Consider the following 24452-nt stretch of genomic DNA (forward strand, 5'->3'; position numbering starts at 1 on the left):
GGACTCTCGATCGCTCTGGATGGTTAGTCCAGCTTATCTTCGGAGAATCGTGAGGCAAGGAATTCCGGACATCAGATCAGCGTGAATCAAACAGTTGTCAATCACTATCTTTCGGTTTGCGTTGCAGGCAGGATCCGAGCGTGAACATCCCCGAAGCCGATTCGTGATCCGCCGGCGCCGGGAGCGGTGGCTGAGATGGCGATGGTGTCGCCGTCTTCGAGAAAGGTACGGGTCTCGGAGCCCACAGCTACGGGTTCCTTGCCGCCCCACGTCAGCTCGATGAAGGCGCCGCGCTGATCTTTGTCCGGTCCGGAAATGGTTCCGGACGCGAAGAGATCGCCGGTGCTCGCTGCTGCGCCGTTGATGGTGGTGTGCGCGAGCATCTGCGCAGGCGACCAGTACATCTGGGCGTAGGGCGGCCGGGAGACGACGTGACCGTTCCATTCGACGGCCAGGTCGATGTCCAGCCCCCACTTCTCTTCACCACGCAGATAGGAAAGCGGTTCGGGATCCTGCACCGGAGTGTCGATTCGGGCTGCTTCGAGAGCGAGCAAGGGTACGACCCACGGTGAGATGGAGGTCGCGAAACTCTTCCCCAGGTTCGGACCGAGGGGCACGTACTCCCACGCCTGGATGTCTCGGGCAGACCAGTCGTTCACGACGACGGCGCCGAAGACGTACTCGGCAAATTCGTCCGGGGTGATGGAATCGCCCATCTTCGAGGGAGTTCCGACGATGAACCCCATCTCGGCTTCGATGTCGAGGCGCCGGGACGGTCCGAAGTCCGGGCTTTCCTGATCGGGTGCCTTCCGCTGTCCGCAGGGACGAACGATGTCGGTGCCGGAGACGACGACGGTGCTCGAGCGCCCGTGGTATCCGACGGGAAGATGCTTCCAGTTCGGCATCAAGGGGGCTGCGTCCGGGCGGAACAACCGCCCGAGGTTGGTTGCGTGATTCTCCGAGGCGTAGAAGTCGACGTAATCGGCCACTGCGATCGGCAAATGCATTGTCACCGAATCAACGGAAAACACTGCATTCGAGTCTATTTCGCTAGTCACGAGCTCCGTGATCCGGTTTCGCACCGATACCCACTGATCTCGTCCCTGAGCCATGAACGCGTTCAGAGTCGGTTCGGAGAAGACGGAATCACCTAGTGTCGCTGCGAGATCGACCACCGATTCGGCGACGCGCACACCGACACGCGGTAACCCTCCCGCGGGGGAGAAGACCCCGTACGGCAGATTGTCGAGACCGAACAGTGAGTCGGCGGGAATGTCGATGGTCGTGACAGTCATACGAGAGTTCCTTCGGTTTTGTCGGAGCGGACGATCAACCCGAGGCCTTCCAGCTCGGTCAGAGGGTCCGAGATGCTGCAGGTACCGAACGAGAGGAATCGGCGACGCACCTCGCCGGCCTCGTCCTCGGTGAGGTCGGCCAGGGCTTGCGCGATCGATTTTCCATCGCGCTGAGACAGTGCAGCAACAATTTCCGAACGATCGGCGCCCCGCCTCGCCGCGTCGACGGCCACCATGATGTTGAGGAAGCCGTGTTGCTCGAAGCCTGTTTCCGGATCGGTGTTGCGCACACCGTGGTGCAGTCCCGCAGTCGCCTTGAACGGGATATTCGCTCGGACAACGGATATCACCGCATCGGCGAGCTCTTCCTCGTTCGGGTACGCCTCGGCGACAATCCCGCCGGTGCGAAACTTTGCGGAATGCCCGGCAGTTTCGAGAGCTGTGAGATAGCCCGCGCGCCGATCACCTCGAGGCACCTCGACAAAAATGTCGACGTCGGGATGAGCGGCATGGACACGAGAGAGTTCCTCGAAGGCCGCATCGGCGTCCAACCCGTCAGGAATTCCCACCTCGACGGCGGCGACGTGAACACCAGGGATGGCGAGCGCGTTCGAGAGTGCGGCCGCCGTTTCGGATGGGCCGGCCGGCACGGTCAGACTCAGCGTCACCGGGCTGTCCGCTGAAACGTACGCAGCCAGTTCGCTCAGTCGCGGCGCGGGAAAAACGAAAGGCCCGACCAGTGCGTCGTAATCTGCCTGCAGGTAGGCGGCGTGGGCCGGAATTGCCTCGGCGAGAGGAGCATTGCCGGGTGGGAAAAGTGCTGCGTCGTCGCACAGGCCGCGCAGGAGTGGGGAGATGATCGTCATTGCCGAGGCCCCCGCCCTGCCCAACTCCAGGCGTACGCTTCGTCCTCGCAGGCAAGGGCTCCCTCACCCAATTCGAGGGGCCGGAACGTATCGACCATCACGGCGAGCTCGTCGAAGAACTCGGCGCCGATGCTCCGCTCGTAGGCGCCGGGTTGTGGTCCGTGGGCGTGGCCGCCGGGATGAATCGATATCGAACCCTGACCGATGCCGGAACCCTTGCGCGCCTCGTAGTCACCGCCGCAGTAGAACATGATCTCGTCCGAGTCGACGTTCGAGTGGTAGTACGGCACCGGGATCGACAGGGGGTGGTAGTCGACCTTGCGCGGAACGAAGTTGCAGATCACGAAGTTGTTTCCCTCGAACGCCTGGTGGGCCGGCGGCGGTTGGTGAACACGGCCCGTGATCGGCTCGTAGTCGGAGATGTTGAAGGTGTACGGGTACAGGCAGCCGTCCCAGCCGACGACATCGAAAGGGTGCGTGGGATAAACCATTCGGGTGCCGACGATGCCCGCCGACGTTCGGTGCTTGACCAGTACCTCGACGTCGGTTCCTTCGGCGATCATGGGCGCGATCGGTCCGTGCAGGTCTCGTTCACAGAACGGTGCGTTCTCGAGCAGCTGGCCGAAGCGGGAAAGATAGCGCTTGGGCGGGACGATGTGACTGTTCGCCTCGATGGCGTAGGCACGAAGTGGCTTGTCACCCTTGGGGATCCATCGATGCGTTGTGGACATCGGGATCAGGACGTAGTCACCTTCACTGGCCTCGAGTGCACCGAAGACGGTCTCGACGGTCGCCTCGCCAGATTCGATGTAGACCATCTCGTCGCCGATTGCGTTGCGATACAGGGGAGATGGCGCTGCCGCAACGACGTAGGACAATCGCACGTCGGCATTTCCGAGGATGAGACGACGGCCGGTTACCACGTCGGTCTCGTTCCAGGTGCTTTCGGGAAACAGCGTGTGGAGTTTCAGATGGCGCGGTTTGAGGGGATGGTTGGGGGTTGTGCTCTGATCGCGCAGTTCCCAGACCGTTGCGTCGACGATGGCCGACGGGATCTCGCGGTGGTACAGCAACGAAGAATCCGAGGAGAAACCTTCCTCTCCCATCAGTTCTTCGTAGTAGAGGTTGCCGGACTCGTCACGGTGTTGGGTGTGACGCTTCGGTGGGATGTTGCCGAGTTGTCGATAGAACGCCATGACGGGGCTCCTTCTGTGCTGTTCTGCCTGGCTCACCTCCACCAGATAGTAAACATATTAACTAAAATGATGTGATGAGCGCAACCCTCCAAGGGGGTTGGGGTCTATGTCAGTTACGTCCGCGTACGTCGAACTGGCTGCGGTTGGTGATCAGTTTGTCCAGGAGCATGACAAGAATTCGCTGTTCGGCCTCGCTCAGGACGCTTACCCAGGCGTGTTCGCGTTCGTTCTGCTCGCGAAAGGCTTCGACCATGGCTTCTCGGCCCTTGTCGGTCAGGTACAGCTGGACGGAACGGCCGTCGTTCTCGGTGGGCCGACGATCGATCAATCCGTCTGCCAGCAGCGACTTGGACAGATTGGAGACCGCTGCCCTACTCATGCCGGTGAGCTCGGCGGCAGCCTTCGGCTCGATCGGACCGGCCAGCCAGGTGACGAACAACAGCCTGAAGGAGGACCATGACCAGCCGCGAGGGCGGTGGATCGACGACTCGAGATCGTAGGTGACCACGTTGGAAGCCCGATTGAGTGTCAGTAGTACCTCGGTGGCCAGCTGGTCGCGAAAGCCGTGTTCGGTGGCCAGTCGCTTGTTGGCCAGTTCGATGAACGACCAGAAGTTCAGCACGCCGACGGTTGGCTGGTCATCGGTTGTCCGGTCAGTCATGGACTAACCCTAGCGCGATCTGCAGTTGATTAATCCGTGTATTAAATCTCGGGGTTACGATGAAACTTCGCAACCCGGCACTGCGGTCAGGATTCTGAACTATCGTGACGCGCGTGACTGCGCGCAGCGACGAGTTTCCCTTGGACGTCGACCTCATGTCGGTGGGGCAACTCGAGCGGAGAGGACGACTGACCACGGCGGTGGTCGAGATGCTGGCCGAGATGCCGTCGGATCGAATCCAGATGAAAGACGTCTCGGAGCGTTCAGGCGTCGCACTCGGAACGCTGTATCGCTACTTTCCGACCAAACAGCAACTTCTGGCTGCGGCGATGACGGCGTGGAGCGGTCTCGAATCGGTCCGTCGTCCTGAGAAGTTGCGGGCAGACGGTGGTGAGAACAACGCGTACGAGCGGGTTCTGGCACTTCATCGCCGCGAGATGAAGGCATTCGAGCGTAGGCCCTACTTCGCTCGGTTGGAGATCGAACTCCATTCGTCCTCGGATCAGTTCGTGATCGAGTCGTTGGATCTGCGCGCAGCGGCACATCGGAGAATGCTGTTCGAGTTGATGGACGGCGTCCCGGCCGAGACGGCGAGGGTTGCGGCCGTGGCAATAGGCGGCACGATGTTGACGGCCCTTGCGCTGTGGACCAGTGGCCGGATCGGATTCGCAGAGGCCCAGCGGAACGTCGAAGACGTCATCGGACTGGTAATTCGCTGAACGGTTGCAACCTAGAATTCAGTTCTTGTTTCTGCTGTCATGAACGCGAATTATCGCTTCGGCTTTGTGAAAACGAAGACGCAGGACGAGACCTTACCTAGAATTCACTTACAAATATGTCGGGTGTCCGATCCAGGGATCGACGTATCCGTGAACTGTGAAAGTGAGTCGCAATGAAGCGCTCGTACCGAGTCCGCGCTCGAATCTGGATGGTTGTCCTGGCGTCGGCGACGCTGGTGGTGACGGGGTGCGCCGGTAGCAGCCAAGGTACGACCACGGATGCATCGGACGTGACGGTCGGAGTTGTCGGTGACCAGAACAACGGGGGAGAGCCGCGATCGGGTGGCACCGTGTCGTTTGCCACCTACAACGGGATCAGCAGTCTCGATCCGGCTGACCGTCAGGACGGCGGCGCTACCGGTGGTAGCGAAATGGCAGCCATCTACGACCTTCTCATGCGCTTCGATACGTCGGCGGGCGAATACGTCCCCCACTTGGCTCAGTCGTTGTCGGCCAACGGCGACAACACGGTGTGGACACTGAAATTGCGCGACGGCGTCACCTTCAGCGACGGCACTCCGATGGACAGTGCGGCAGTCCTGTGGAGCATCGATCACTATCTGCAGAAGAAGGGAACTCACGCGCTGGTGTGGAAGACCGCTGTGCGCGAGACGAATTCACCGGATCCGAGTACGGTCGTCTTTACATTGGCGCAGCCGTGGGACGAGTTCCCGATCATGTTCACCACCGGTCCCGGCATGATCGTCGCGCCCTCGTCGATGGCTACCGGCACGTTCACCCCGATCGGGGCAGGCCCGTTCACCGTCGAGAAGTTCGCCTCCCAGGACGAATTGGTGCTCGCTGCCCGTCCGACGTACTGGGACGGGGCGCCGTACCTCGAGAAGTTGCGCTTTCCGGCAATCGTCAACGAGAAGAGCAAACTGGAAGGATTGCACACCGACGGAATCCAGGTTGCCTATCTGAAGTCTCCCGACTTCATTCACGAGGCTTTCGAAGCCGGTGATCCCGGATTTGTGTACTCGGCCAGCATGGCCGGAGTTCTGGCAATCAATCAGCGCGACGATCGGGCAGCGAAGGACGAGCGCGTGCGTAAGGCGATTGTCGCTGCGGTGGACCCGAATACGTTCAACGAGCGAGTTCAGGGCGGCTTCGGCGAACCCGGCACCGACATGTTCGCGTCGTGGTCGCAGTGGCACGGATCGGTGGCCGGGAACGGCTTCGACCCCGAGGCGGCCAAGAAGTATCTCGCCGAGGCGAAGGCGGACGGTTACGACGGAAAACTGACGTACGTCGGGATGAACGATCCGGCGACGCAGCGCAGCGCACTGACGTTTCAGTCGCTCTTGCAGGCAGTGGGTTTCACGGTCGACATCACCTACGCAACCAGCATCAACGATCTGATTTCCATGCTGTACGCTAAGCACGACTACGACGTGTCCTACTTCGCGTTCAACGTGCTGGAAGAGTCACCGTTCGTGCGTATGTACGGCAACCTGTTCAGCGAATCGCCGTCGAACATCCTCGGTTACAAGAACGCTCGGATGGACGAGTTGCTCGGCAAGCTGCAAACAGCGTCGGGCGAGGATGAGCGGCGAGCCGTCATCGACGATATTCAGACCGTGGTCAACGAGACGGCGCCGATGGCCGTGGTCAACTCCGGCAAGGTCTTCATCCCGTGGCGCGAGAACGTCCACGGAGTGACCCCGAGTGCGGACGGGATTCTGCTCTTCGGCAACACGTGGTTGAGCTGACCCCCGTGCGCCTTTTTGGTAGTGCCCACTACCAAAAAGGCGCACAGGGGCTTTGCCCCTATAGCTCCGCTCGTACCAACTTCGCGGCTTCGACGAGGTTACGCAGTGACGCCTCGACCTCGACGGAACCGCGGGTCTTCAAACCGCAGTCCGGGTTGACCCACAACCGCTCGACAGGAACAGCTTTGAGTGCCTCACGCAGGGATTCGGCAATCTCGTCGACGCTCGGCACCCGCGGCGAGTGGATGTCGTAGACACCCGGGCCGACGCCGAGGTCGAACCCGACCGAACTGAGATCGTCGAGGACCTCCATGTGTGAGCGCGCCGCCTCGATGGACGTGACGTCCGCGTCGAGGCCGGCGATGGCGCCGATCACCGCTCCGAACTCGGAGTAGCACAGGTGCGTGTGGATCGCGGTGGAATCCGCGACGCCCGAGGTAGCCAACCGGAAGGCGCCGACCGACCAGTCCAGGTAGGCGCGCTGATCCTCGGCACGCAGTGGGAGTAGTTCTCGTAGAGCCGGTTCGTCGACCTGGATGATTCCGATTCCGGCGGCCTGCAGGTCGACGGTCTCGTCTCGAATGGCCAGTGCGACTTGATTTGCCGAGTCGGCGAGGGGTTGGTCGTCGCGGACGAACGACCAGGCCAGAATGGTGACGGGTCCGGTGAGCATGCCCTTGACCGGCTTGTCGGTCAGGGACTGCGCGTACGTGATCCAGTCGACGGTCATCTGTTTCGGGCGGGAGACGTCGCCGTACAGAATCGGCGGACGCACGCAGCGGGTGCCGTACGACTGGACCCAACCGTTGGCGGTGGCGAAGAATCCGTCCAACTGCTCCGCGAAGTACTGGACCATGTCGTTGCGTTCCGGCTCACCGTGAACAAGAACGTCCAGGTCCAGCTTTTCCTGGAGCGCAACAACTTCGGCAACTTCGGCGCGCATACGGTTGACGTACTCGGCTTCGTCGATCTCGCCCGTGCGCAGTGCTGCGCGAGCGATGCGGATCTTCGAGGTTTGCGGGTACGAACCGATAGTCGTCGTGGGCAGCGGCGGCAGAGAAAGCAGTTCGTCCTGGGCAGCGCGACGTTCGGCGGCGGGCGCGCGACCGGTCGCCGAGTTCAGCACGGCGGCCAGGCGTCCCCGAACACTCGCATCATTGAGTCTGCGATCGTCCTTGCGGGTCGACGCGGCCGCTCGTGCCAGAGCGAACTCGTCCTCCACCGACTCTCGGCCCTGTGTGAGAGCGGTTGCGAGAGTTACTACTTCCTTGACCTTCTCGGTGCCGAACGCGAGCCACGAGCGCAGGGCCTTGTCGACTTCGGCCTCTGCGTCGAGAGTGTACGGAACATGCAGCAGGGAGCACGATGTGGAGACGGCAAGAGTATCCACGCTGCCCAACAGAGCACCCAACGTGCTCAGTGCCGAATCCAGATCCGACCGCCAGATGTTTCGTCCGTCGACCACACCGGCGACGACCAGTTTGCGGGCGAGTTCGGGGACGGAGCCGATCGAATCCTGACCGGCCACCAGGTCGACGGCAAATCCTTCGACGCCGGTGGACGCAAGCGCGGGCAGCGCCTCACGCAGCGAACCGAAGTACGACGCCAACAGGATCGACGGCCGCTCGGACAGCGCTGAAAGCTGTTCGTACGCAGCGCGTGCCGCTTCGATTTCCTCGTCGGTGCGATCGCCCACGAGGGCCGGTTCGTCGAGCTGAACCCAGCTCGCACCGGCCTTCGCGAGCTGACCGAGTAGATCCGCGTAGAGGGGGAGTAGTTCGTCGAGTCGCGAGAGCAGCGGCTCGTCGGTGCCGACAGCCTTCGAGAGCAGCAGGAAGGTGACCGGTCCGATGACGACCGGGCGGGCTGCAATGCCGTCGGAAAGTGCTTCTGCCAGTTCGGACAAGACCTTGGACGGGTCGAGTGCGAACGTGGTGGACGGCGAGATCTCCGGCACCAGGTAGTGGTAGTTGGTGTCGAACCACTTCGTCATTTCGAGCGGCGCGATGGTGTCCGTCCCACGGGCAGCGGCAAAGTAGCGGTCCAACGGATCGGCGACCGACGCGACGCGGTCGGGCAGCGCGCCGAGAAGAACTGCGGTGTCGAGCATCTGGTCGTAGAAGGAGAAGGTATTGACCGGGACGGAGTCGAGGCCCAGGTCACGGAGGTCGGCCAAGCCCTGCCGACGGAGGTCACGGGCGACAGCCTGCAGGGCGTCGGCGTCGATGCGCCCTGCCCAGTAGCTTTCGGTTGCGCGCTTGAGTTCTCGATGAGGACCGATGCGCGGTGAGCCCAGCACGGTCGAAGTGAATGTTGTTGTCACGGAGTTTCTCCAGATTGCCAATGCACTGATGGCCACTGCCGGCAGACGGGTATACCTCACGAGACCCCGAGTTTCAGCGGGCAGCACTGCCCGCACCGCACGCGAGGTCCGATGGAGATCTACACGCCCATTCCACGAGGCGGTGGACCGTCGGGCACGGCGTGCCCGACACAGTCGGCAGGTCTTCGGACTCGCGGGCACTCGATCGAGTTGGATCGAACCTACTGGCCGTCGCTTCCCAGGCGGATGCCCAGTGCACATGAACGGCGGTCGTTCCTGCTTACCGCTGCGGGACAGTCCCGGATTTTCACCGGGTTCCCTCTCACCCCGACAGCTTGCGCTGACGGAGCTTCGACGCCGGGACCGGTCTTCGGGGCTCCTCATGACCGTGCCGGGCGAACCAGCTGCATCGACCAGCATAAGGCCAACCCTCCCTGAACAGTCAAGGAGAGTCGGCGAAGGGCGCTATGCGCGTGACATGTAGGAATTCGAGTCCGGTGGTACGCGCGGAAGATTTTCGGAGGAACGTAGATTCTCCGCCATTTCGACAAGCAGATCCTGTGAAGACGGTGAGAGGTCGACGACACGGGAGGTGAGGTTCCGCAGGCGCACGTTGTGCAGCTGTTCGAGGAGGGAGAGGTCTGCCTCGCCACCTGAGATCGCGGGCGGAGTGTGATCGGACGGGGCGTAGAAGTAGTCCGGATGGACCTTGAAGAAGTGGGCGAGGGCGGCAACCACTTCGGGTGACGGATTGGTTCGGACGCCGGTGCGCAGTTGCGACAGGTACGGCGTCGAGATACGGCAGCCGAACTCGGTCATGCCGCGAACGACCATCGCGTTGGTGACGTGAAAGTCGGCAGTCTCGAACAGCGAGTTCAAGCGATCGTTGAACTGGTTCGACATGAGACGTCCCTTCCCCCGCTACGCACAGGCTCCGTCGGTTCAATTAACTGCATCATAGCCAGGTATCGAACGATTAGCTGTTTCGGATTCTCGCGAAGCGGTCGTTTGCGGGAAAATCCCTAGGGTAGAAGGTCCCTACTTTGAGTGATCTGGACAAATCGCCATCACGAATCGAACGGCGAACTATTTGCCGGGGAAGGCTATTCCAGACGCGCGGATCAGAGCCAGCCGTTCGACTCGGCGATTCTGACGGCTTCCGCGCGCGTCGACGCACCCGTCTTACCCATCGCGGATGACAGATGATTTCGAACTGTCCCGGCAGACAGGAAGAGCGCCCCTGCGATGGCTGCCACGGGTGCGCCGTCGTGAGCGGCGCGCAGTACTTGGGTCTCACGCTCCGTCAGGGGCGACTCGCCGCTGACGAGGCTGTCGGCCGCAAGGGTGGGATCGACGACGCGCAGTCCGGCGTGGACACGCCTGACCGCGTCGGCAAGCTGCCTGGCGGGGGTGTCCTTGACGACGAACCCGCCGGCCCCGGCGTGCAGGGCTTTACGAAGAAATCCGGGACGGCCGAACGTGGTGACGATCAGAACCCGGGTGTCGGGTGCTGCCTCGCGAAGGGCCGCCGTCGCGGCGATTCCGTCCATGCCGGGCATCTCGACGTCCAGAAGCGCGACGTCCGGGCGGTGTTCGAGAACGGCGGACACCACCTCGTCGCCGCGACCGACCTCGGCCACCACTGACAGGTCGGATTCCAGATCGAGCAGCGCGGCCAAAGCTCCTCGCACGAGCGCCTGATCGTCCGCCAAGAGCAGCCGTATGGTTGCTCGATCGCCCTGGCTGTTCACTCTGTCTCCTGTTCGACTACCTGAAGTGCAAACCCCTGCGGCTGGGGATGAGTGATGATCACTCGTGCGCCCGACGCTCCGGCGCGCTCGCGCAATCCGATCAGACCGTTTCCGGAAGACGTCGACTCGGCCCCTCGTCCGTCGTCGACGACCGACGCACTATTTTCGTCGACCGTGATCCGGCAGTGGGTCGCACCGCTGTGTCGAACGACGTTGGTGACGCCCTCACGGATCGTCCATGCAAAGAGTTCCCGAAGACGCGTGGGAACCATGTCGGTACTGCTCGGCACCTCGTCCTCGATACCAGCCGCACGCAATGCCTCTCGCGCTCGGGCTATCTCGACGGGAAGAGAAATCCCACGAAATCCTTCGACGGCCGAGCGCACGTCCGCCAGCGCGTCTCGAGAGAGCCTTTCGAGGTCGTCGAGTTCGTTGCGCGCACGTTCGATATCGACATCGAGTAGGCGATTGGCCAGTTCGGCTTTGATCGTGATGACGGTCAGCGAGTGCCCGAGGATGTCGTGCAGATCGCGCGCCATCCTCGTTCGCTCCTCCATGATTGCCCGCTGCTCCTGCTCTTCGCGTTCATGGAGTATGGCGAAGTTGCGGCTGATCAGGGACATGATTCCCCAGGTCGCGAACGCGGCCGCGCAGACTCCGAGTGAGAGTCCGGAGTAGTTCCCCCATCCGGACGAGAGGCTGACTATCTCCACGGAGGCCGCGAACACCAAGGCGAGAATGCCGCCGGCGACGGTCGGCAACAGCGTCACCGCTGTCACCGCGAGGTACGGTGCTGCTGCCAAACCCGTCGGACCGACGCTCACGATCATCACAGCGGCCAACGCGGTCAAGGCGGACAGAGCCAGTGCAGCTTCGCGAATCGTCGGCCGAGTCATCGTCATTCGACGCCGCTGCTGCGTTGTGGCAAAGGTGTAGAGGTAGAGGGCACTGAAGGCGATCGTCGCGAGAATCCCTGTCCAGCCGCGCAGTTCGTCGCGCAGATTCCATCCCTCGATCAGCGGCCCGCCGAGAAATACCATCCAGACCGCCGCGAAGAGAACGCCGAAACGATTCCGCCGCGGGAGCGCGACGGAATCTTCTCGGTCAGTCGTTTGCGACAACTACACACGCTCCGTATCTCGTTGGAACCGCCAGATCGCTCCGCCGGCGAAGATGGCGAACCACACCAGGATATTGACGATCCAGGTCCAGTGAATGCTATTGCCCGTCAACGGTGCGTGGGCGAGGGCGTTGATGCCGAACATCGGGGTGAACTGTGCGATGGTCGCCCATACGGAACCGTCGGTGAGTGGTACGAAGAGTCCGCCGCCGAATGCGAGCAGAGCCAGTCCCGGTCCGAGCAACTGCATGACGTTCTCACTGGGGAGTAGGTACCCCATGAACAGGCCGAAGGCCGCGAAGATCGACGATCCCAGCCAGGCGATCAATGCCGTTGTGAACCAGAGTGATCCGTCCATCTGCGCCGAGGTGAACGCGCCGACGACGTAGACCACGAGAATCGAGACGAGACCGAGCAGCATCGCCATGATCAGTTTGACGGCGATGTAGGCGACCGGGGTCAGGGGAGTCAGCCGAAGTTGTCGGCTCCACCCGGACGCTCGTTCGATCGAGACCATCGCGCCGCCGCTGGTGGTGGCCAGCATCGCGCCGTAGAGAGCCATGCTGATCATGATGTACGCGGCGACATTGCCGTGCCCGATCCCGTGGTCGTCGTCGCCTTGACCGAGACCGAAGACGAGGAAGAAGACAACCGGCATGACGAGCGTGAAGATCATCGTGCGCCGGTTGCGAGTCAGGCGACGAAATTCCAGTCGCAGTAGCGTCGTGTTGAATCCGCCGAGAGGTACGACGGTTCGCTCGGCTCCGTAGGTGTTCGCTTCGGTTGCAGTGGTCATCACTTCTGTCCTTCGGAGTTGTTCGACGTGAGTGCGATGAATGCGTCTTCGAGGCCACGCGAGACGATTTCGAGATCGCGAGCCTGGGTATTGGTCAACAGGAACCGTGCAACGGCATCGGTGTCACCCGAGTGCACGAGCAGTGACTCACCGCGCACCTCGACGGCGTCGGAGTTCGGTATGGCTCGCAGGAGTTCGTCGGTGATGCCTGGAACAGTCGCGCGCAGGGTGCGTCCGGACGCCATCGCCTTGACCTCGGCGGTGGTCCCGTCTGCGACCACGGTGCCTTGCCTGACCAGGATGATGCGGTCGGCGTAGACATCGGCCTCTTCGAGGTAGTGCGTCGCAAAAAGCACAGTGCGACCGTGATCTGCGTCGGCGCGGATGGCGGACCAAAAGTCCCGACGCCCTTCGACGTCCATGCCGGTGGTGGGCTCGTCGAGAATGAGCAATTGCGGGTTCGACAGCAACGCCATCGCAAATCGCAATCGCTGTTGTTGTCCGCCTGAGCATTTGCTGACCAGGCGATCGGAGATGTCGAGGATTCCGGCTCTCCCCAGCACTTCGTCGACCGGACGGGATTGGGAGTACAGGCTGGCGGTCAGCTGCACAGTCTCGGCAACCGTCAGCTCTTTCAGTAGTCCGCCGGTCTGCATGACTGCCGAGACGAGTCCGCGGGCAATCGCCGATCGAGGTGACATTCCGAAGACGCTCACCTCGCCTGACGTCGGCCGGGACAGGCCGAGGATCATGTCGATGGTTGTCGTCTTGCCTGCGCCGTTCGGGCCGAGGAACGCGACGATCTCGCCGGGGCGGATGCTCAGGTCGATACCTTTGACGGCGTCGACGGTTCCGAAACTCTTGCGAAGTCCGGTCAACCGGACGGCATCGTGTGCCGATCCTTCAGTGCGTGTATGCAGTGCCTGTGGTGAATGCCGTGCCTGTGTTGAGGTCATACATAGAATCTGCTCGCTTCGAGGTCGTGATCCCTCGTCTGTCCGTCATTCTTCTGCCATGACATTTGTCATCGGGTCGGCCGGTATCTGTTTCGGTGCAACCTGACCGAGGCGCGCGAGGACCAACCCCGCGATGATTGCTGCGCCACCTACAGCTTGGAGTGCGGTGACGGATTCCCCGACCAGGATCCACGCGGCGACGACCGCGCACAGCACTTCGGTCAGCGCTACCAGAGACCCGATTGTCGGCCCCAGCAGCGTGATCGCGGCGATGCCGGTGAGATAGGCAATGACAGTGCTGACCAGGACCAGGACCACCACCGGCAGCCACACGTTCACCGAATGGTCTGCCACGACGGCGTTCGAGGCCGAGAACTGGAGGGGGAGGACGCCTACGAGTCCGAGCGCGCCGATGACCACTGCACTGACCGTGAGCCCCGATGCCGCGAGAACAACTGGATGGAGATCACCGTCCGCACGTTCGGAAATGACGAAATAGACTGCAAGGCATGCCGCGGCGGCCAGTCCCCAGGCGACTCCGACGGCACTGATCTCTGCCGATCCGAAGACGTCGATCACCACGGCGGCGCCGATCAAGGCCACCGCCGCACCGAGAAGCGTCTGCACGCTCGGACGTGCGCCCTTGGTTATCCACACCCACCCGATGACGATGATCGGTGCAAGGTACTCGAGAAGCAATGCGACGCCGACCGAAAGATGTTGCACGGCATTGAAGAAGCACAGTTGAACGCCCGAGATCGCGAACACCCCGTACAGCAGTACCGTTCGCGTGTGGGTGCTCACCTGTCGTAGGCGAGGCCATTGGGTGGCTACGGCGATCACCATCATCACCAGTGCGCCGCCTGCAACGCGCGCGAACACTGCGCCGCCGGGGGACCACCCTGATTCGATGAGAGATTTCGCGAACGGGCCCGATACGCCGAACGTTGCCGCGGACAGCAGAGCGAAGATCAAGCCGTTGCGAGAGTTCACGTCGTCACCCGTCAGGAGTAAAAGCGATTACGATGCTGACATTAGGTTGATACGGCTCAGGAGTCAAAGTGCATTTTGCTGGTGACACGGAATCGGCGCTCGTCTTCGCCGCGTCGTTGGTCAACACGGCCCGCGGCGGGGCCGAACTGCTTCCGGATCAAGAGGAGCTGACACGGTTTCTCGACGCGGATCGCTGGACCGGCAGGCGGGACGGCACACCGGAGGAATTGACGGCGGTTCGTGCGCTGCGTCCACGACTGCGAAAGTTCTGGGAAGCCGCGGGAGTGGACGACGCCGTCGAGGTGGTGAACACACTGCTACTCGAATCGGGCGCGAGGCCGCGGCTCACCAGGCACGACGACCTCGGCTGGCACCTGCACGTCACCGCTGACGATTCGCCACTGGTGGACCGGATGGCCGCAGAAGCGGCGATGGGTGTGCTCGATCTGATCCGAACCGACGAATTCTCGAGGTTGCGATGGTGCGAGGCCCCGGACTGCGAAGCGGTCTTCGTGGATTTGTCGCGCAATCGTTCGAAGCGATACTGCGACACCGGGAACTGTGGGAACAGGGCGCACGTCGCCGCCTATCGTGCCCGTAAATCCGGGGCGTGACCAAGCGGCGTTCGGAGGGATAGAACCAGGCTGAGTGAATACCTTGTCGGGAGCCAGGATCGGTCTAGCGTTGTGAATTCGGAACAGATTTCGCGAAGCCAGGAGGATGGTCGGTGGCCGATCGTAGGCGTCCACTCAAGACGGTGACCGGTGTCAGCGGGGCGGTGAGTATCTACGACGCCGCGATCGATCCGACGACTTCGACGGTCGCGTCCGCGATCGACGTCGCAAAGACGGCCGAGGCGAACAAGATCGACGGACTGTTTGCCGCCGACCTGCTGAGTTTCGGTGCGCAGGGCGCGATCGGTGCGCAGGAGCCGTTGATCTTCCTTGCCGCGCTGAGTGCGGTCACCACCCATGTGGGGCTCATCGCCACCGTCACGACGACGTTTCATCACCCATTCAACCTGGCACGGTTGTTCGGCACCCTGGACCACGTCAGCAATGGTCGAGCCGCATGGAATGCCGTCACTTCCTCACTCGGAGAAGAGAACTACAGCGACCTGGACCTGCCGAGTCCGGAGGAGCGGTACGCCCGAGCGGCCGAATCGCTCGAGGTGGTCAACGCGCTCTTCGACAGCTGGAAGCCCGGCGCCTTGATCCGGGGAGAGGGCTCTGCGGTGCTGGATCCGTCGAGGGTGGTCCCCATCGAGCACCGAGGCAAGTACTTCACCGTGCAGGGGCCGTTGAACATTCCATCCCTGCCGCAGCGTCGTCCGGTCCAATTCCAGGCAGGCCAATCTGCCGGAGGTATCGAACTGGGTGCTCGCTTCGCCGAGGTCGTATTCACTTCTCTCGCAACCTTCGAGGACGCGGTCACCTACACGAAGACGATCCGCGCCAGGGCGGCAGAGTTGGGGCGTGGGGACGAACTGCCACTGATTTTCAGCTCGTTCCACGCAACGTACGGCGCTACCGAAGCCGAAGTCGAACGATTGGTCAGAGAAGCCGAGGAATCGACGGACTTCGACGCCGGACGCACCAGGCTTGCCGACATGTTCGGCGGTGACGTGGATTTCTCGGAATTGCCGCTGGATCGGCCGATCCCGGAGTCGTTGTTGCCGGACCCGTCGTCGGTGAATCGACGACGGGGCCGGGTCGAGATCTTCGGCAAGCTCGCATCACAAGGAAAGACTCTGCGTGAGTTGATCATCGCGTCCAAGGACACCGGCCACTGGGCAGCGGCGGGCACCCCGAAACAGCTCGCGGACGCGATCGAGGAACGATACGACGCGGGCGTACTCGACGTCATCACGCTCGGTGACCTTGCCGATCCGCGTACACGCGATTTCGTCACGAACGGGCTGCTGCCGGAGCTGCGCAAGCGCGGAATCGTGGGATCCGACTACGTCGGCGGTACCTTTCGCGAAAACCTCGAGTTGCCACCGCTGCCACCGGTTTCCGGTGTCTAGTTGTTGGAAGCGAGTGAGCGCATGAAGAACATGAGGTTGGCCGGTCTTTCCGCCAGGCGACGCATGAAGTAGCCGTACCACTGGCTGCCGTAGGGAACGTAGACCCGCAGGTGATTGCCTTCGGCTACCAATCTGCGTTGTTCGCCGTCGCGGATGCCGAAGAGCATCTGGAACTCGAAATCCGCGGCTGTCCGCTCGGTCAGTGTGGCGAGTCCGAGGGCGGCGTCGATCATGGTGGGATCGTGGGAGGCCACCATCGGGTATCCGTCACCTTCCATCAAGACCTTCAGGCAACGCACGTACGACGCGTCGACTTCGGCGGCCTTTTGGAACGCGACGCCGGCCGGTTCCTTGTATGCACCCTTGCACAGCCGAATTCGTGAACCTGATCCGGAGAAGTGCCGGCAGTCGGCCTCGGTGCGGTGTAGGTACGCCTGCAGGACCGTGCCGAGCGTCGGGAAGTCGCGGCGCAACTCTTCGACGATGGACAGTGTCGAGTCGGTGGTGGTGTGATCCTCCGCATCGACGGTGACCCACGCGCCCACTTCGTCTGCCGCTGTGACGATTCGGTGAGCGTTCGCCAGGGCGATCTTCTCGCCGTCACCGGGAAGTGACTGCCCCAACGCGGAGAGCTTGAGCGAAACCTCCAGGGAGTGTTGCGTCCCGGCAATCTCGGAAAGCGTTGCGTACGAGCGGAGAAGGGAGAGATAGGCATCGACGGTAGCTGTTGCCTGAGCCGGATCGGTGGTGTCCTCGCCGAGGTAGTCGACCGTCACGAACCGGCCACTGGTGAGGATGTCGCGCACCGCTGACATCGCTGCGGGTTCCGCGTCCCCGGCGACGAACCTGTCTACAAGCTTGCGGGTCAAGGTCATCCCGGAGACTGTCTTCTCCAGTCGCGACGAGCGTGCCGCCGCGAGGAGCACCGGGCGCAGTGGGTTGCTCAGCGAGACGGCACTCATCAACGGTTCTCGCTCTCGGCTGGATCGACGTCCTGGTGGGGGTAACGATGATCGGTGGGAGGAACGAAGGTTTCCTTGACGGTGCGTGTCGACGCCCAACGGAGCAGATTCTGCGGCGAACCGGCCTTGTCGTTGGTACCCGAAGCCCGCGCACCTCCGAAGGGTTGTTGTCCGACAACCGCTCCCGTCGGCTTGTCGTTGACGTAGAAGTTTCCGGCGGCGAACCGCAGACCATGATGAGCTTGATCGACGGCCGCACGGTCGGTGGCGATCACGGCACCGGTCAGGGCGTAAGCGGATCCGCTGTCGATACGAGCGAGGATGTCGGCGTAGGCATTCGGTGCGGAGTCGTCGTAGACGTGAAGCGAAAGGATGGGGCCGAAGTACTCGGTGCTGAAGGCCTCGTCACTGGGGTCGTCACCGAGCAGGACCGTCGGCGAGATGAAGAATCCTTCGCGGTCGTCGTAGTCGCCGCCTGCTGCGATGGTGAGGCTGCTGGTCGACTTGGCGCGGACGATCGCGGCGGCGTTTCGGTCGAACGAACGTTGGTCGATGACGGCGCCGCCGAAGTTCGTCAGGTCGGTGACGTCTCCGTACTTCAGCGACGACACAGTGTCGATGAACGTGTCGCCCATCTTGGCCCACACCGACTTCGGGATGAACGCCCGTGATGCGGCCGAACATTTCTGGCCCTGGTAGTCGAAGGCCCCGCGAATCAATGCCGTCGTGAGTACGTCCGGGTCAGCGGAACTGTGTGCGAGTACAAAATCCTTGCCGCCGGTTTCGCCGACGAGACGCGGATACGTCCGGTAGTTCGAGATGTTGGCTCCGACCTCACGCCACAAACGCTGGAACGTTGCGGTGGATCCGGTGAAGTGGATACCCGCCAGTCGGGGGTCGGCAAGCGCGACCTCGGACACCAAGGGGCCGTCGCCGAGAACAAGATTGATCACCCCGGGCGGGAGGCCGGCAGCTTCGAGTAGTTGCATTGTCAGGTACGCCGCGACGGCCTGCGTGGGTGACGGCTTCCAGATCACGGTGTTGCCCATCAGGGCCGGTGCTGTGGGGAGATTTCCGGCGATGGCGGTGAAATTGAAGGGAGTGATCGCGTAGACGAAACCTTCGAGTGGACGATATTCGACGCGATTCCACACTCCCGGAGCGGAAACGGGTTGGTCGGCGAGTATCTGACGTGCGAACGCGACGTTGAAACGCCAGAAGTCGATCAGTTCGCAGGGCGCGTCGATCTCGGCCTGGTATGCGGTCTTCGACTGGCCGAGCATTGTTGCGGCGGCGATGGTTTCGCGCCACGGGCCGGAAAGTAGATCGGCGGCGCGGAGGAAGACCGCAGCGCGGTCGTCGAACGAGAGGTCGCGCCAGGCCGGGGCGGCGAGTGTGGCGGCGTCGATGGCATCACGAACGTCCGAGTGGGTTGCGCCCGCATACGATCCGAGCACCGAACTGTGACGGTGTGGTTGAACAACGCTCTCTCGCTTACCTTCCGCAGTTCGGTGGATGCCGCCGATGACCTGCCTGATGTCGGTCGGCGATTCGGCCAGTTCGGTCAGTTTCGTACGGAGGCGCGATCGTTCCGGGCTTCCCGGCGCGTAATTGTTCACCGGTTCGTTGGCTGGGTGGGGGACATTGGTAACGGCGTCCATGACGATCCTTCGGCAGACTCAGGAGTGGGCAGTTGTCGTGTCGTGAACCAGTCAAGTCGAAAGACGTCGGCGAGTAATCCGCTGAGCGGCCAAACATCGGTGTCCGTGTTTGTCCGATCGGCTGAACCGTTTTCGCAGGAAAATGCACTATTCTCGAAGTTGAGGCGTTGCGACGGTCCGGAGAGTGGGTGGTACGTGTCTATCCGTGGGGTCAGGCTCGACGCGGTCCTTCGGGCGCTGGGCGGAGCTTTTGTCGAGCTCGTCCTCGCGCCGTCAGGTGATGACGTCTTCGTCGACTCCGTGGTGTTCGCAGAGGTCGGGGACCTCACGCGCCCCAGAACCGCGGCCGTCGAATCCTCTGAGCTCTGGCTCGCTGTCGGTATCGGCGCAGCCGAATTGGCGGCCTGGCTGAACCGCCTCGATCAGAAGGGATCAGCGCCTCGGGCCGTCATGTCGAAGGAGGCCTCGGACACGTCGGTGCGTGCGGCGGCACAGCGCGCCGGGATCGCCTTGATAGCGGTCCATCCGGATGCTCGTTGGGATCGATTGTTCACGACCATCCGGGGCGTGCTCGATCATTCGGTGTCCCGACAGGATTCGGACGACATCGTATTCGGTAGTGACACAGACTTGTTCGAGCTGGCGCAGAACGTCGCCGCAATCACGCGGGGGATGGTCAGCATCGAGGACGAGCATTCCCACGTCTTGGCCTATTCGGCATCGGGAGATGCTGCGGACGAGCTACGTCGGCAATCAATCCTCGGCCGCGAAGGACCTCGCGAATACCTCCGAAAGCTACAGGAGTGGGGCGTCTTCGAGAGCCTGCGGCGAAGCGACGACGTAGTGGAGGTGCCCGCTCACGACGACCTTGCGATCAGGCGACGGTTGGTGGTTCCGATTCGGAGAATATCCGACAATGTCAAGGGGGAGAGCGGTTTCAGCTCTGATCTTCTCGGCACGATCTGGGTGCAGGAAGGCCCGGTTCCCATTGCCGGCGATGCCGACAGCGTGCTCCGCGGTGCCGCGGCCGTTGCTGCTCGGCTGATTTCGCGCATCCGAGACGCGCCGAGTAACGAGGCGATACAGATTCAGCGGTTGCTCGGGGTTCGCGGCGGCGGTGTCGACGTTCCTTCGCTCGCCGCCTCGTTGACCATCCCGATGTCCGGACCGGCGATGGTGGTCGGAGTGGCGAGTATCGGAAACGGTGGGCTGCCGTCTTCGGGCGAACTCGTGTCGTCTTTGCGACTGCACGCCAGCGCCTTTCAGCGTGAATCGCTGGTGAGTGCCGTCGGCACCCGGATCTATGTGCTGTTTCCGCGAACCCAATCCGTGAAATCCACAGTCTCGTGGACCCGCGAAGTTGTCGCGCGTTTGGACAAGGTGTCGCCTTCGGGGCTACGGGCCGCGGTCTCGTCGCCGGTTTCGACGCTTGCGGAGGTGGCCCAGGCTCGGGCCGAAGTGGATCGGGTCTTGGACGGAACGTCGGGTGATGTTCGTGTGACCACCCTCGCGGACTCGCGCACACCGGTGCTGCTGGGCGAAATCATGGACACCATTGCGGCCGACGAGCAACTGCACGATCCGAGAGTCGACGCCCTGGACGTCTACGACAGACGCAACGGGTCGAACATGCGCGAAAGCATCTCCGTTTACCTCGCACATTCGGGCGATGTCCGACGTGCATCCGAGCAGCTTCGGATTCACCCGAACACCCTCAGGTATCGGATCAAGAGGGTCGAGGAGATCACGGATACCGACCTCTCCGAGCCGTCGGCCAGGCTGTTGATGGAGATTCAGTTGGCGGCGTCTGCTCGGGCAGTGAGTTCGCCGAACCTGTCGGACCCCAGCAGTACTCTTCGCGAATGATCGACTCAGCGAAGGTGCCAGGCGCAGCGCGCGCGTATTTCGACGGCGGCGACGTCCGCGGCGTTTTCACCGAAGACGCAGTGGTTCGTGACGACGGCCGGACGTATGTCGGGATCGAAGAAATCGTGGCGTGGAAGTCCGCCGTGTCGACGGCGTTCACCTTCACCCAGAAGATCGAGTCGGTCAACACCCCAGGCTCGGCCGTTGTCGTGTCGGTGAAGGTCGAGGGTGATTTTCCCGGAAGCCCCGTCCAGTTACATCACCATTTCACTCTCGACGGTGATCGGATTTCCGCTCTCACGGTGTGCCCCTGATGCCCACCGCTGACGAACTGCTCGGGAAATCCGTCGTCGCCGATCTGGCAGGCTGTCTAGAGCGAGCCTCCGGTCACACACGCCTCGCCCTCGTTCGGGGTAGTACATCCGAATTCGACGGTATGAGTCTCGGCGAACGTACGCGCGTCGTGCGGGACGCGATGACTGCCGAACTGCCTCAGGATCTTCCGGCCTTCGCCGAGATCATCCGCCGTGCGCTTTCAGAAGAGACCTTCACCGGTTGGATGATCTGGCCGGTGACCGAAGCCGTCGCCGTCACGGCGACACGAAGTGGCTCCGAGTCGGATTTCGACGAGGGAATGGCTCTGCTTGCCGAGCTGACGTCGCGTCTGACGGCCGAATTCGCAATTCGCACATTTCTCGAAACGAACCTTGACCGTTCGCTGGCGATCGCACTCACCTGGACCGGCCATGAAGACGAACACGTCCGGCGCTTGGCGACCGAAGGCACTCGTACTCGTTTGCCCTGGGGAAGACGAGTGAAAGAATTGACGGCGCGTCCCGAGTCGACAATCGTCATTCTCGACGAGCTGTATCGGGATGATTCGGAATATGTACGACGTTCGGTCGCAAACCATCTCAACGATCTCAGTCGTGCTGACGCTGCGCTCGCAGTATCGACTGCGAAGCGTTGGCTGCAGACACCGGATGCCAACACACTGAAAATCGTCAAACATGCATTGCGGACGTTGATCAAGGCCGGCGATCCAGATGCTCTGTCCCTCTTGGGGTTCTCGCCGCCCACCGACGTCGTGGTCGAGGGGTTCGTCATCGACCGCGAAACAGTTGATGCGGGTGGAGAACTCACCTTCGACTTCGCCGTCACGAACAATGGCAGCGAGTCCGTCACCGTCGTGATCGATTACATCGTCCACCACGTGAAGGCCAACGGGCAGACGACGCCCAAGGTCTTCAAACTGACAACACGAACGCTGGAACCCGGGGTGCCGGCCCGTATCGCGAAGAGGCATTCCTTCAAACCGATCAGCACCCGGAAGTACTACGCCGGCGAACATGCCGTCGAGGTGCAGATCAACGGCGTACGCCAGGTGCGAGGTGTATTCCGTTTGGACGCGTGAGGAGATCCGGCCTAGACGCGGAGACTGGCAAATATCGGGATCGGGGCTATGCGGACCGTCGTCCAGATCAACACGAGTGTCAAGATCACAGCCGGTGACCAGCGCAACTGATGCCAGAGCACGACGGGTCTTCCACGGGTGCGGGCGGTCGTCCACGAGACGTACGTGAACGCCAGTGCAAGCAGCATCACGAGGCCAAAGGCATTGAAACGCATCGCTGCACCGAAATCGCCGTGGATGAGGCTGTACACCATCCGAGTGCTACCGCAACCGGGACAATTGACGTTGAACAGCGCTTTGGTCGGACAAACGGGAATGACCCCACCAGGTGTGGTGGGGTCACTCCAGGAGATGAAGCCGCACAGCGCAATTGCCGTGAACGCAACTGCCGCTGGCGCCTTCAGTGCGGCGAGTCGTGATATGTCATCGTTCTCGGTGTCACCACAATTCGGTGTCATTGCAGTTCGGTGTTTGGCCGTCGATCAGTGTCGCCGGTCGGCGTCGGCGGTCACAGGGAACTCGATCCGGCAAGGACGACGACAAAAAGGAAGTACAGAACAGCGACGGCAACACCTGCGCCGACTGACCACAAGGCGAACTTCTTGGCATCGTCAGCTGATTTTCGCGCAGCGTCGAACTGACCTTGCGCCCACAAAGTGTTGACCTGGCTTGATTTGACGATCGAGACGATGCCGAGCGGGAGGCAGCAGAACACTGTCACGAGAATCGCCCAGACCAGATTGTTGTCCGGCGGAGGGCCGACCGGTTGTTGCTGGCCGTAGTACGGGTTCTGCGTCATTGGTCACCTAGCGTTCGGAGAAACAGGGCGTTCGGAGAAACACCCTCTGACGTGCGAAGAGCACGGGCAGGTGACAACATAATCCGTTTCCGAGTGAGTCAGTATCGACTGTTCGTATGACAGAGAATCCGGTTGATTTCTGATTCGGAAGGCGATACCGAAGACGTCAGCGCATGACCTGTACCTGCTCGGCGATATCAGCGGCCAGGGCCATCGCAGTCAGAGCGAGGCCGTTGTTGAGGTCGTATCGCAGATGCCCGACATGGCCGTCCTGGACAGCGCGGACTCGTTTCCACGTGGGCGACTCGGCTTCCACAGCGTCGGGGTTCTGTAGCAAGACGAAGTCGGCCTGGTCGAAGATCGCAAGCTCCTCGAGGCTGTAGAAAGTCGAATCCTTCCGATCAGGTGCGGCATGGGCAGCGTCGGTCAAGACGTTCAAGCCGAGGTCCTGCGCAACCGACACGGCGAACGTGTTGTTCTGCAGCCAGATCTGACCGCTGTCTGCGCCGGCGATCGCAATCGACTTGCCTTCGAGGAGACCACCGATCTTGGCCCGCGCTTGCGCAAGTTCGGCGTCGTATCGGGCGATGACGCGTTCGGCGACTTCGCGGCGATCGAGAGCCGTGAGCTGCGCGGTCATGGCCTGCTTCCACGACGAGCTCGTCGTGCCCTCGTCGACGACGAGCACCGGTGCGATGTCAGTGCCGAGCAGGCCCTTGTCCTGGTAGTAATCCCACCAGCCTTTCCCGACGACCAAAAGATCGGGGTCGTGGCTCAGTATCGATTCGGCATTCGGTTCGTTGTTCGTCCCACCGAGGCGAGCCGCGCCGGCGGGTACCTGGCGCATGAGTTGAGACTTCGGATCCCAATTGGTCGCGACGATCGGGTACTCGGCAAGTAGTGCAAAATCGAGGGCCCCGCGGGCTTCGAGCACCACGACACGCTTGGGGTCCCGCGGCAGGCGGTAGGCCTGGTCCGCGACGACGATGTCGACCCACTCGTCCGAGGCTTCGGTGCCGCTGGATTCGCCCGAACATGCAGACAGTGCGCCTAGTGCACCGAGCGCCGCCGCACCGGCCAGGAATCCGCGTCGTGTCAAGGAATCGATCAGACGGGTGAATTCGTCGTCCACATCTTTTGTCAACTGCAAGGGGGTTTCGGTCGCAGAAGGGGACACCGTCGGGTGGAAGGTTTCGGTCGATTCGATCACAGGCATGAGAAGGCGCAGCTCCATCTGATGTTCCGGGCATTGGCAGGTGCCTGACCAACGTATTCG

At 62.1% G+C, this 24452-nt stretch carries 23 protein-coding genes and 1 riboswitch; of the genes, 7 read left to right on the forward strand and 16 right to left on the reverse strand.

Going from position 1 to position 24452, the window contains the following annotated elements; translation table 11 throughout:
• Positions 1–104: 104 nt before the first annotated feature.
• From fahA to G9U53_RS19150, 4 genes are all read right to left on the reverse strand, one after another.
• The gene (fahA, locus tag G9U53_RS19135) at positions 105–1295 is read right to left on the reverse strand and encodes a fumarylacetoacetase (RefSeq protein WP_030535302.1); all 1191 of its coding nucleotides are present in this window, start codon (positions 1293–1295) and stop codon (positions 105–107) included.
• Complete coding sequence (locus G9U53_RS19140; protein ID WP_030535303.1) at positions 1292–2161, reverse strand: hypothetical protein; 870 nt, start codon at positions 2159–2161, stop codon at positions 1292–1294. Before G9U53_RS19140 ends, fahA begins: the two co-directional genes overlap by 4 nt.
• Complete coding sequence (locus G9U53_RS19145) at positions 2158–3357, reverse strand: homogentisate 1,2-dioxygenase (RefSeq protein WP_030535304.1); 1200 nt, start codon at positions 3355–3357, stop codon at positions 2158–2160. Before G9U53_RS19145 ends, G9U53_RS19140 begins: the two co-directional genes overlap by 4 nt.
• 109 nt (positions 3358–3466) lie before the next feature.
• Entirely contained in the window at positions 3467–4018 is a 552-nt protein-coding gene (locus G9U53_RS19150; RefSeq protein WP_003939926.1) for a MarR family transcriptional regulator, read from the reverse strand.
• Positions 4019–4122: 104 nt separating this feature from the next.
• On the opposite strand from G9U53_RS19150, the gene G9U53_RS19155 reads away from it, so the two are divergent.
• Both G9U53_RS19155 and G9U53_RS19160 read left to right on the forward strand, forming a co-directional pair.
• Positions 4123–4737 carry a TetR/AcrR family transcriptional regulator gene (locus tag G9U53_RS19155; RefSeq protein ID WP_003939912.1) on the forward strand — a complete coding sequence of 205 codons (615 nt, stop codon included), beginning with the start codon at positions 4123–4125 and terminating at the stop codon, positions 4735–4737.
• A gap of 173 nt (positions 4738–4910) precedes the next feature.
• Positions 4911–6509, forward strand: a complete 1599-nt coding sequence (locus G9U53_RS19160) for an ABC transporter substrate-binding protein (RefSeq protein WP_063315878.1) — start codon at positions 4911–4913, stop codon at positions 6507–6509.
• A gap of 58 nt (positions 6510–6567) precedes the next feature.
• Here the strand turns inward: G9U53_RS19160 and metE are convergent, their stop codons facing one another.
• The 7 genes from metE to G9U53_RS19195 form a co-directional block, all read right to left on the reverse strand.
• Entirely contained in the window at positions 6568–8832 is a 2265-nt protein-coding gene (gene metE / locus G9U53_RS19165) for a 5-methyltetrahydropteroyltriglutamate--homocysteine S-methyltransferase (RefSeq protein WP_165639068.1), read from the reverse strand.
• A gap of 158 nt (positions 8833–8990) precedes the next feature.
• A riboswitch (cobalamin riboswitch) is annotated at positions 8991–9192 on the reverse strand.
• Positions 9193–9297: 105 nt separating this feature from the next.
• A complete protein-coding gene (locus tag G9U53_RS19170; protein ID WP_003940179.1) occupies positions 9298–9735 on the reverse strand; it encodes a helix-turn-helix transcriptional regulator in 438 nt (145 codons plus the stop codon).
• Positions 9736–9953: 218 nt separating this feature from the next.
• On the reverse strand, positions 9954–10583 hold the full coding sequence (locus G9U53_RS19175) for a response regulator transcription factor (protein ID WP_003940330.1): 630 nt from the start codon (positions 10581–10583) through the stop codon (positions 9954–9956).
• Positions 10580–11704: a histidine kinase gene (locus G9U53_RS19180; protein ID WP_054831249.1), complete on the reverse strand. Its 1125-nt coding sequence runs from the start codon at positions 11702–11704 to the stop codon at positions 10580–10582. The genes G9U53_RS19175 and G9U53_RS19180 overlap by 4 nt, the downstream gene beginning before the upstream one ends.
• A complete protein-coding gene (locus tag G9U53_RS19185) occupies positions 11705–12499 on the reverse strand; it encodes an ABC transporter permease (RefSeq protein ID WP_019745005.1) in 795 nt (264 codons plus the stop codon). It abuts the gene before it with no gap.
• On the reverse strand, positions 12499–13455 hold the full coding sequence (locus G9U53_RS19190; RefSeq protein WP_042921758.1) for an ABC transporter ATP-binding protein: 957 nt from the start codon (positions 13453–13455) through the stop codon (positions 12499–12501). The genes G9U53_RS19185 and G9U53_RS19190 overlap by 1 nt, the downstream gene beginning before the upstream one ends.
• Before the next feature lie 45 nt (positions 13456–13500).
• A complete protein-coding gene (locus tag G9U53_RS19195; RefSeq protein ID WP_003940332.1) occupies positions 13501–14448 on the reverse strand; it encodes an EamA family transporter in 948 nt (315 codons plus the stop codon).
• 68 nt (positions 14449–14516) lie between these two features.
• On the opposite strand from G9U53_RS19195, the gene G9U53_RS19200 reads away from it, so the two are divergent.
• Together G9U53_RS19200 and G9U53_RS19205 are read left to right on the forward strand one after the other, a co-directional pair.
• A complete protein-coding gene (locus G9U53_RS19200; protein ID WP_003939872.1) occupies positions 14517–15062 on the forward strand; it encodes a CGNR zinc finger domain-containing protein in 546 nt (181 codons plus the stop codon).
• A gap of 113 nt (positions 15063–15175) precedes the next feature.
• A complete protein-coding gene (locus tag G9U53_RS19205; RefSeq protein WP_165639069.1) occupies positions 15176–16474 on the forward strand; it encodes an NtaA/DmoA family FMN-dependent monooxygenase in 1299 nt (432 codons plus the stop codon).
• Here G9U53_RS19205 and G9U53_RS19210 read toward each other — a convergent pair.
• Together G9U53_RS19210 and pruA are read right to left on the reverse strand one after the other, a co-directional pair.
• A complete protein-coding gene (locus G9U53_RS19210; protein ID WP_003940479.1) occupies positions 16471–17436 on the reverse strand; it encodes a proline dehydrogenase family protein in 966 nt (321 codons plus the stop codon). The two genes, G9U53_RS19205 and G9U53_RS19210, sit on opposite strands and share 4 nt — an antisense overlap.
• Positions 17436–19097 (reverse strand): L-glutamate gamma-semialdehyde dehydrogenase, encoded by a 1662-nt coding sequence (pruA, locus tag G9U53_RS19215; protein ID WP_058037794.1) that lies wholly within the window; start codon positions 19095–19097, stop codon positions 17436–17438. Before pruA ends, G9U53_RS19210 begins: the two co-directional genes overlap by 1 nt.
• A gap of 195 nt (positions 19098–19292) precedes the next feature.
• Here pruA and G9U53_RS19220 point away from each other — a divergent pair, with 195 nt between their 5' ends.
• From G9U53_RS19220 to G9U53_RS19230, 3 genes are read left to right on the forward strand one after another with little or no spacing between them, the layout of a single operon-like run.
• Positions 19293–20963, forward strand: a complete 1671-nt coding sequence (locus G9U53_RS19220) for a PucR family transcriptional regulator (protein WP_047270998.1) — start codon at positions 19293–19295, stop codon at positions 20961–20963.
• Positions 20960–21277: a nuclear transport factor 2 family protein gene (locus tag G9U53_RS19225; RefSeq protein ID WP_007733586.1), complete on the forward strand. Its 318-nt coding sequence runs from the start codon at positions 20960–20962 to the stop codon at positions 21275–21277. Before G9U53_RS19220 ends, G9U53_RS19225 begins: the two co-directional genes overlap by 4 nt.
• Positions 21277–22377, forward strand: coding sequence for a hypothetical protein (locus G9U53_RS19230; RefSeq protein WP_064688104.1), 1101 nt, complete (start codon positions 21277–21279; stop codon positions 22375–22377). Before G9U53_RS19225 ends, G9U53_RS19230 begins: the two co-directional genes overlap by 1 nt.
• A gap of 11 nt (positions 22378–22388) precedes the next feature.
• Here G9U53_RS19230 and G9U53_RS19235 read toward each other — a convergent pair whose 3' ends face one another.
• The 3 genes from G9U53_RS19235 to G9U53_RS19245 all read right to left on the reverse strand — a co-directional run bounded on the left by G9U53_RS19235 (position 22389) and on the right by G9U53_RS19245 (position 24392).
• Complete coding sequence (locus G9U53_RS19235; RefSeq protein WP_165639070.1) at positions 22389–22835, reverse strand: DUF2752 domain-containing protein; 447 nt, start codon at positions 22833–22835, stop codon at positions 22389–22391.
• A 50-nt stretch (positions 22836–22885) separates the two neighbouring features.
• A complete protein-coding gene (locus G9U53_RS19240) occupies positions 22886–23176 on the reverse strand; it encodes a CD225/dispanin family protein (protein WP_003940575.1) in 291 nt (96 codons plus the stop codon).
• Between the two features lie 166 nt (positions 23177–23342).
• Positions 23343–24392, reverse strand: coding sequence for an ABC transporter substrate-binding protein (locus G9U53_RS19245; RefSeq protein ID WP_242692599.1), 1050 nt, complete (start codon positions 24390–24392; stop codon positions 23343–23345).
• Between the last annotated feature and the right edge of the window lie 60 nt (positions 24393–24452).

It is taken from the genome of Rhodococcus sp. D-46 (genome assembly GCF_011290655.1).
Lineage (GTDB): Bacteria > Actinomycetota > Actinomycetes > Mycobacteriales > Mycobacteriaceae > Rhodococcus_F > Rhodococcus_F qingshengii.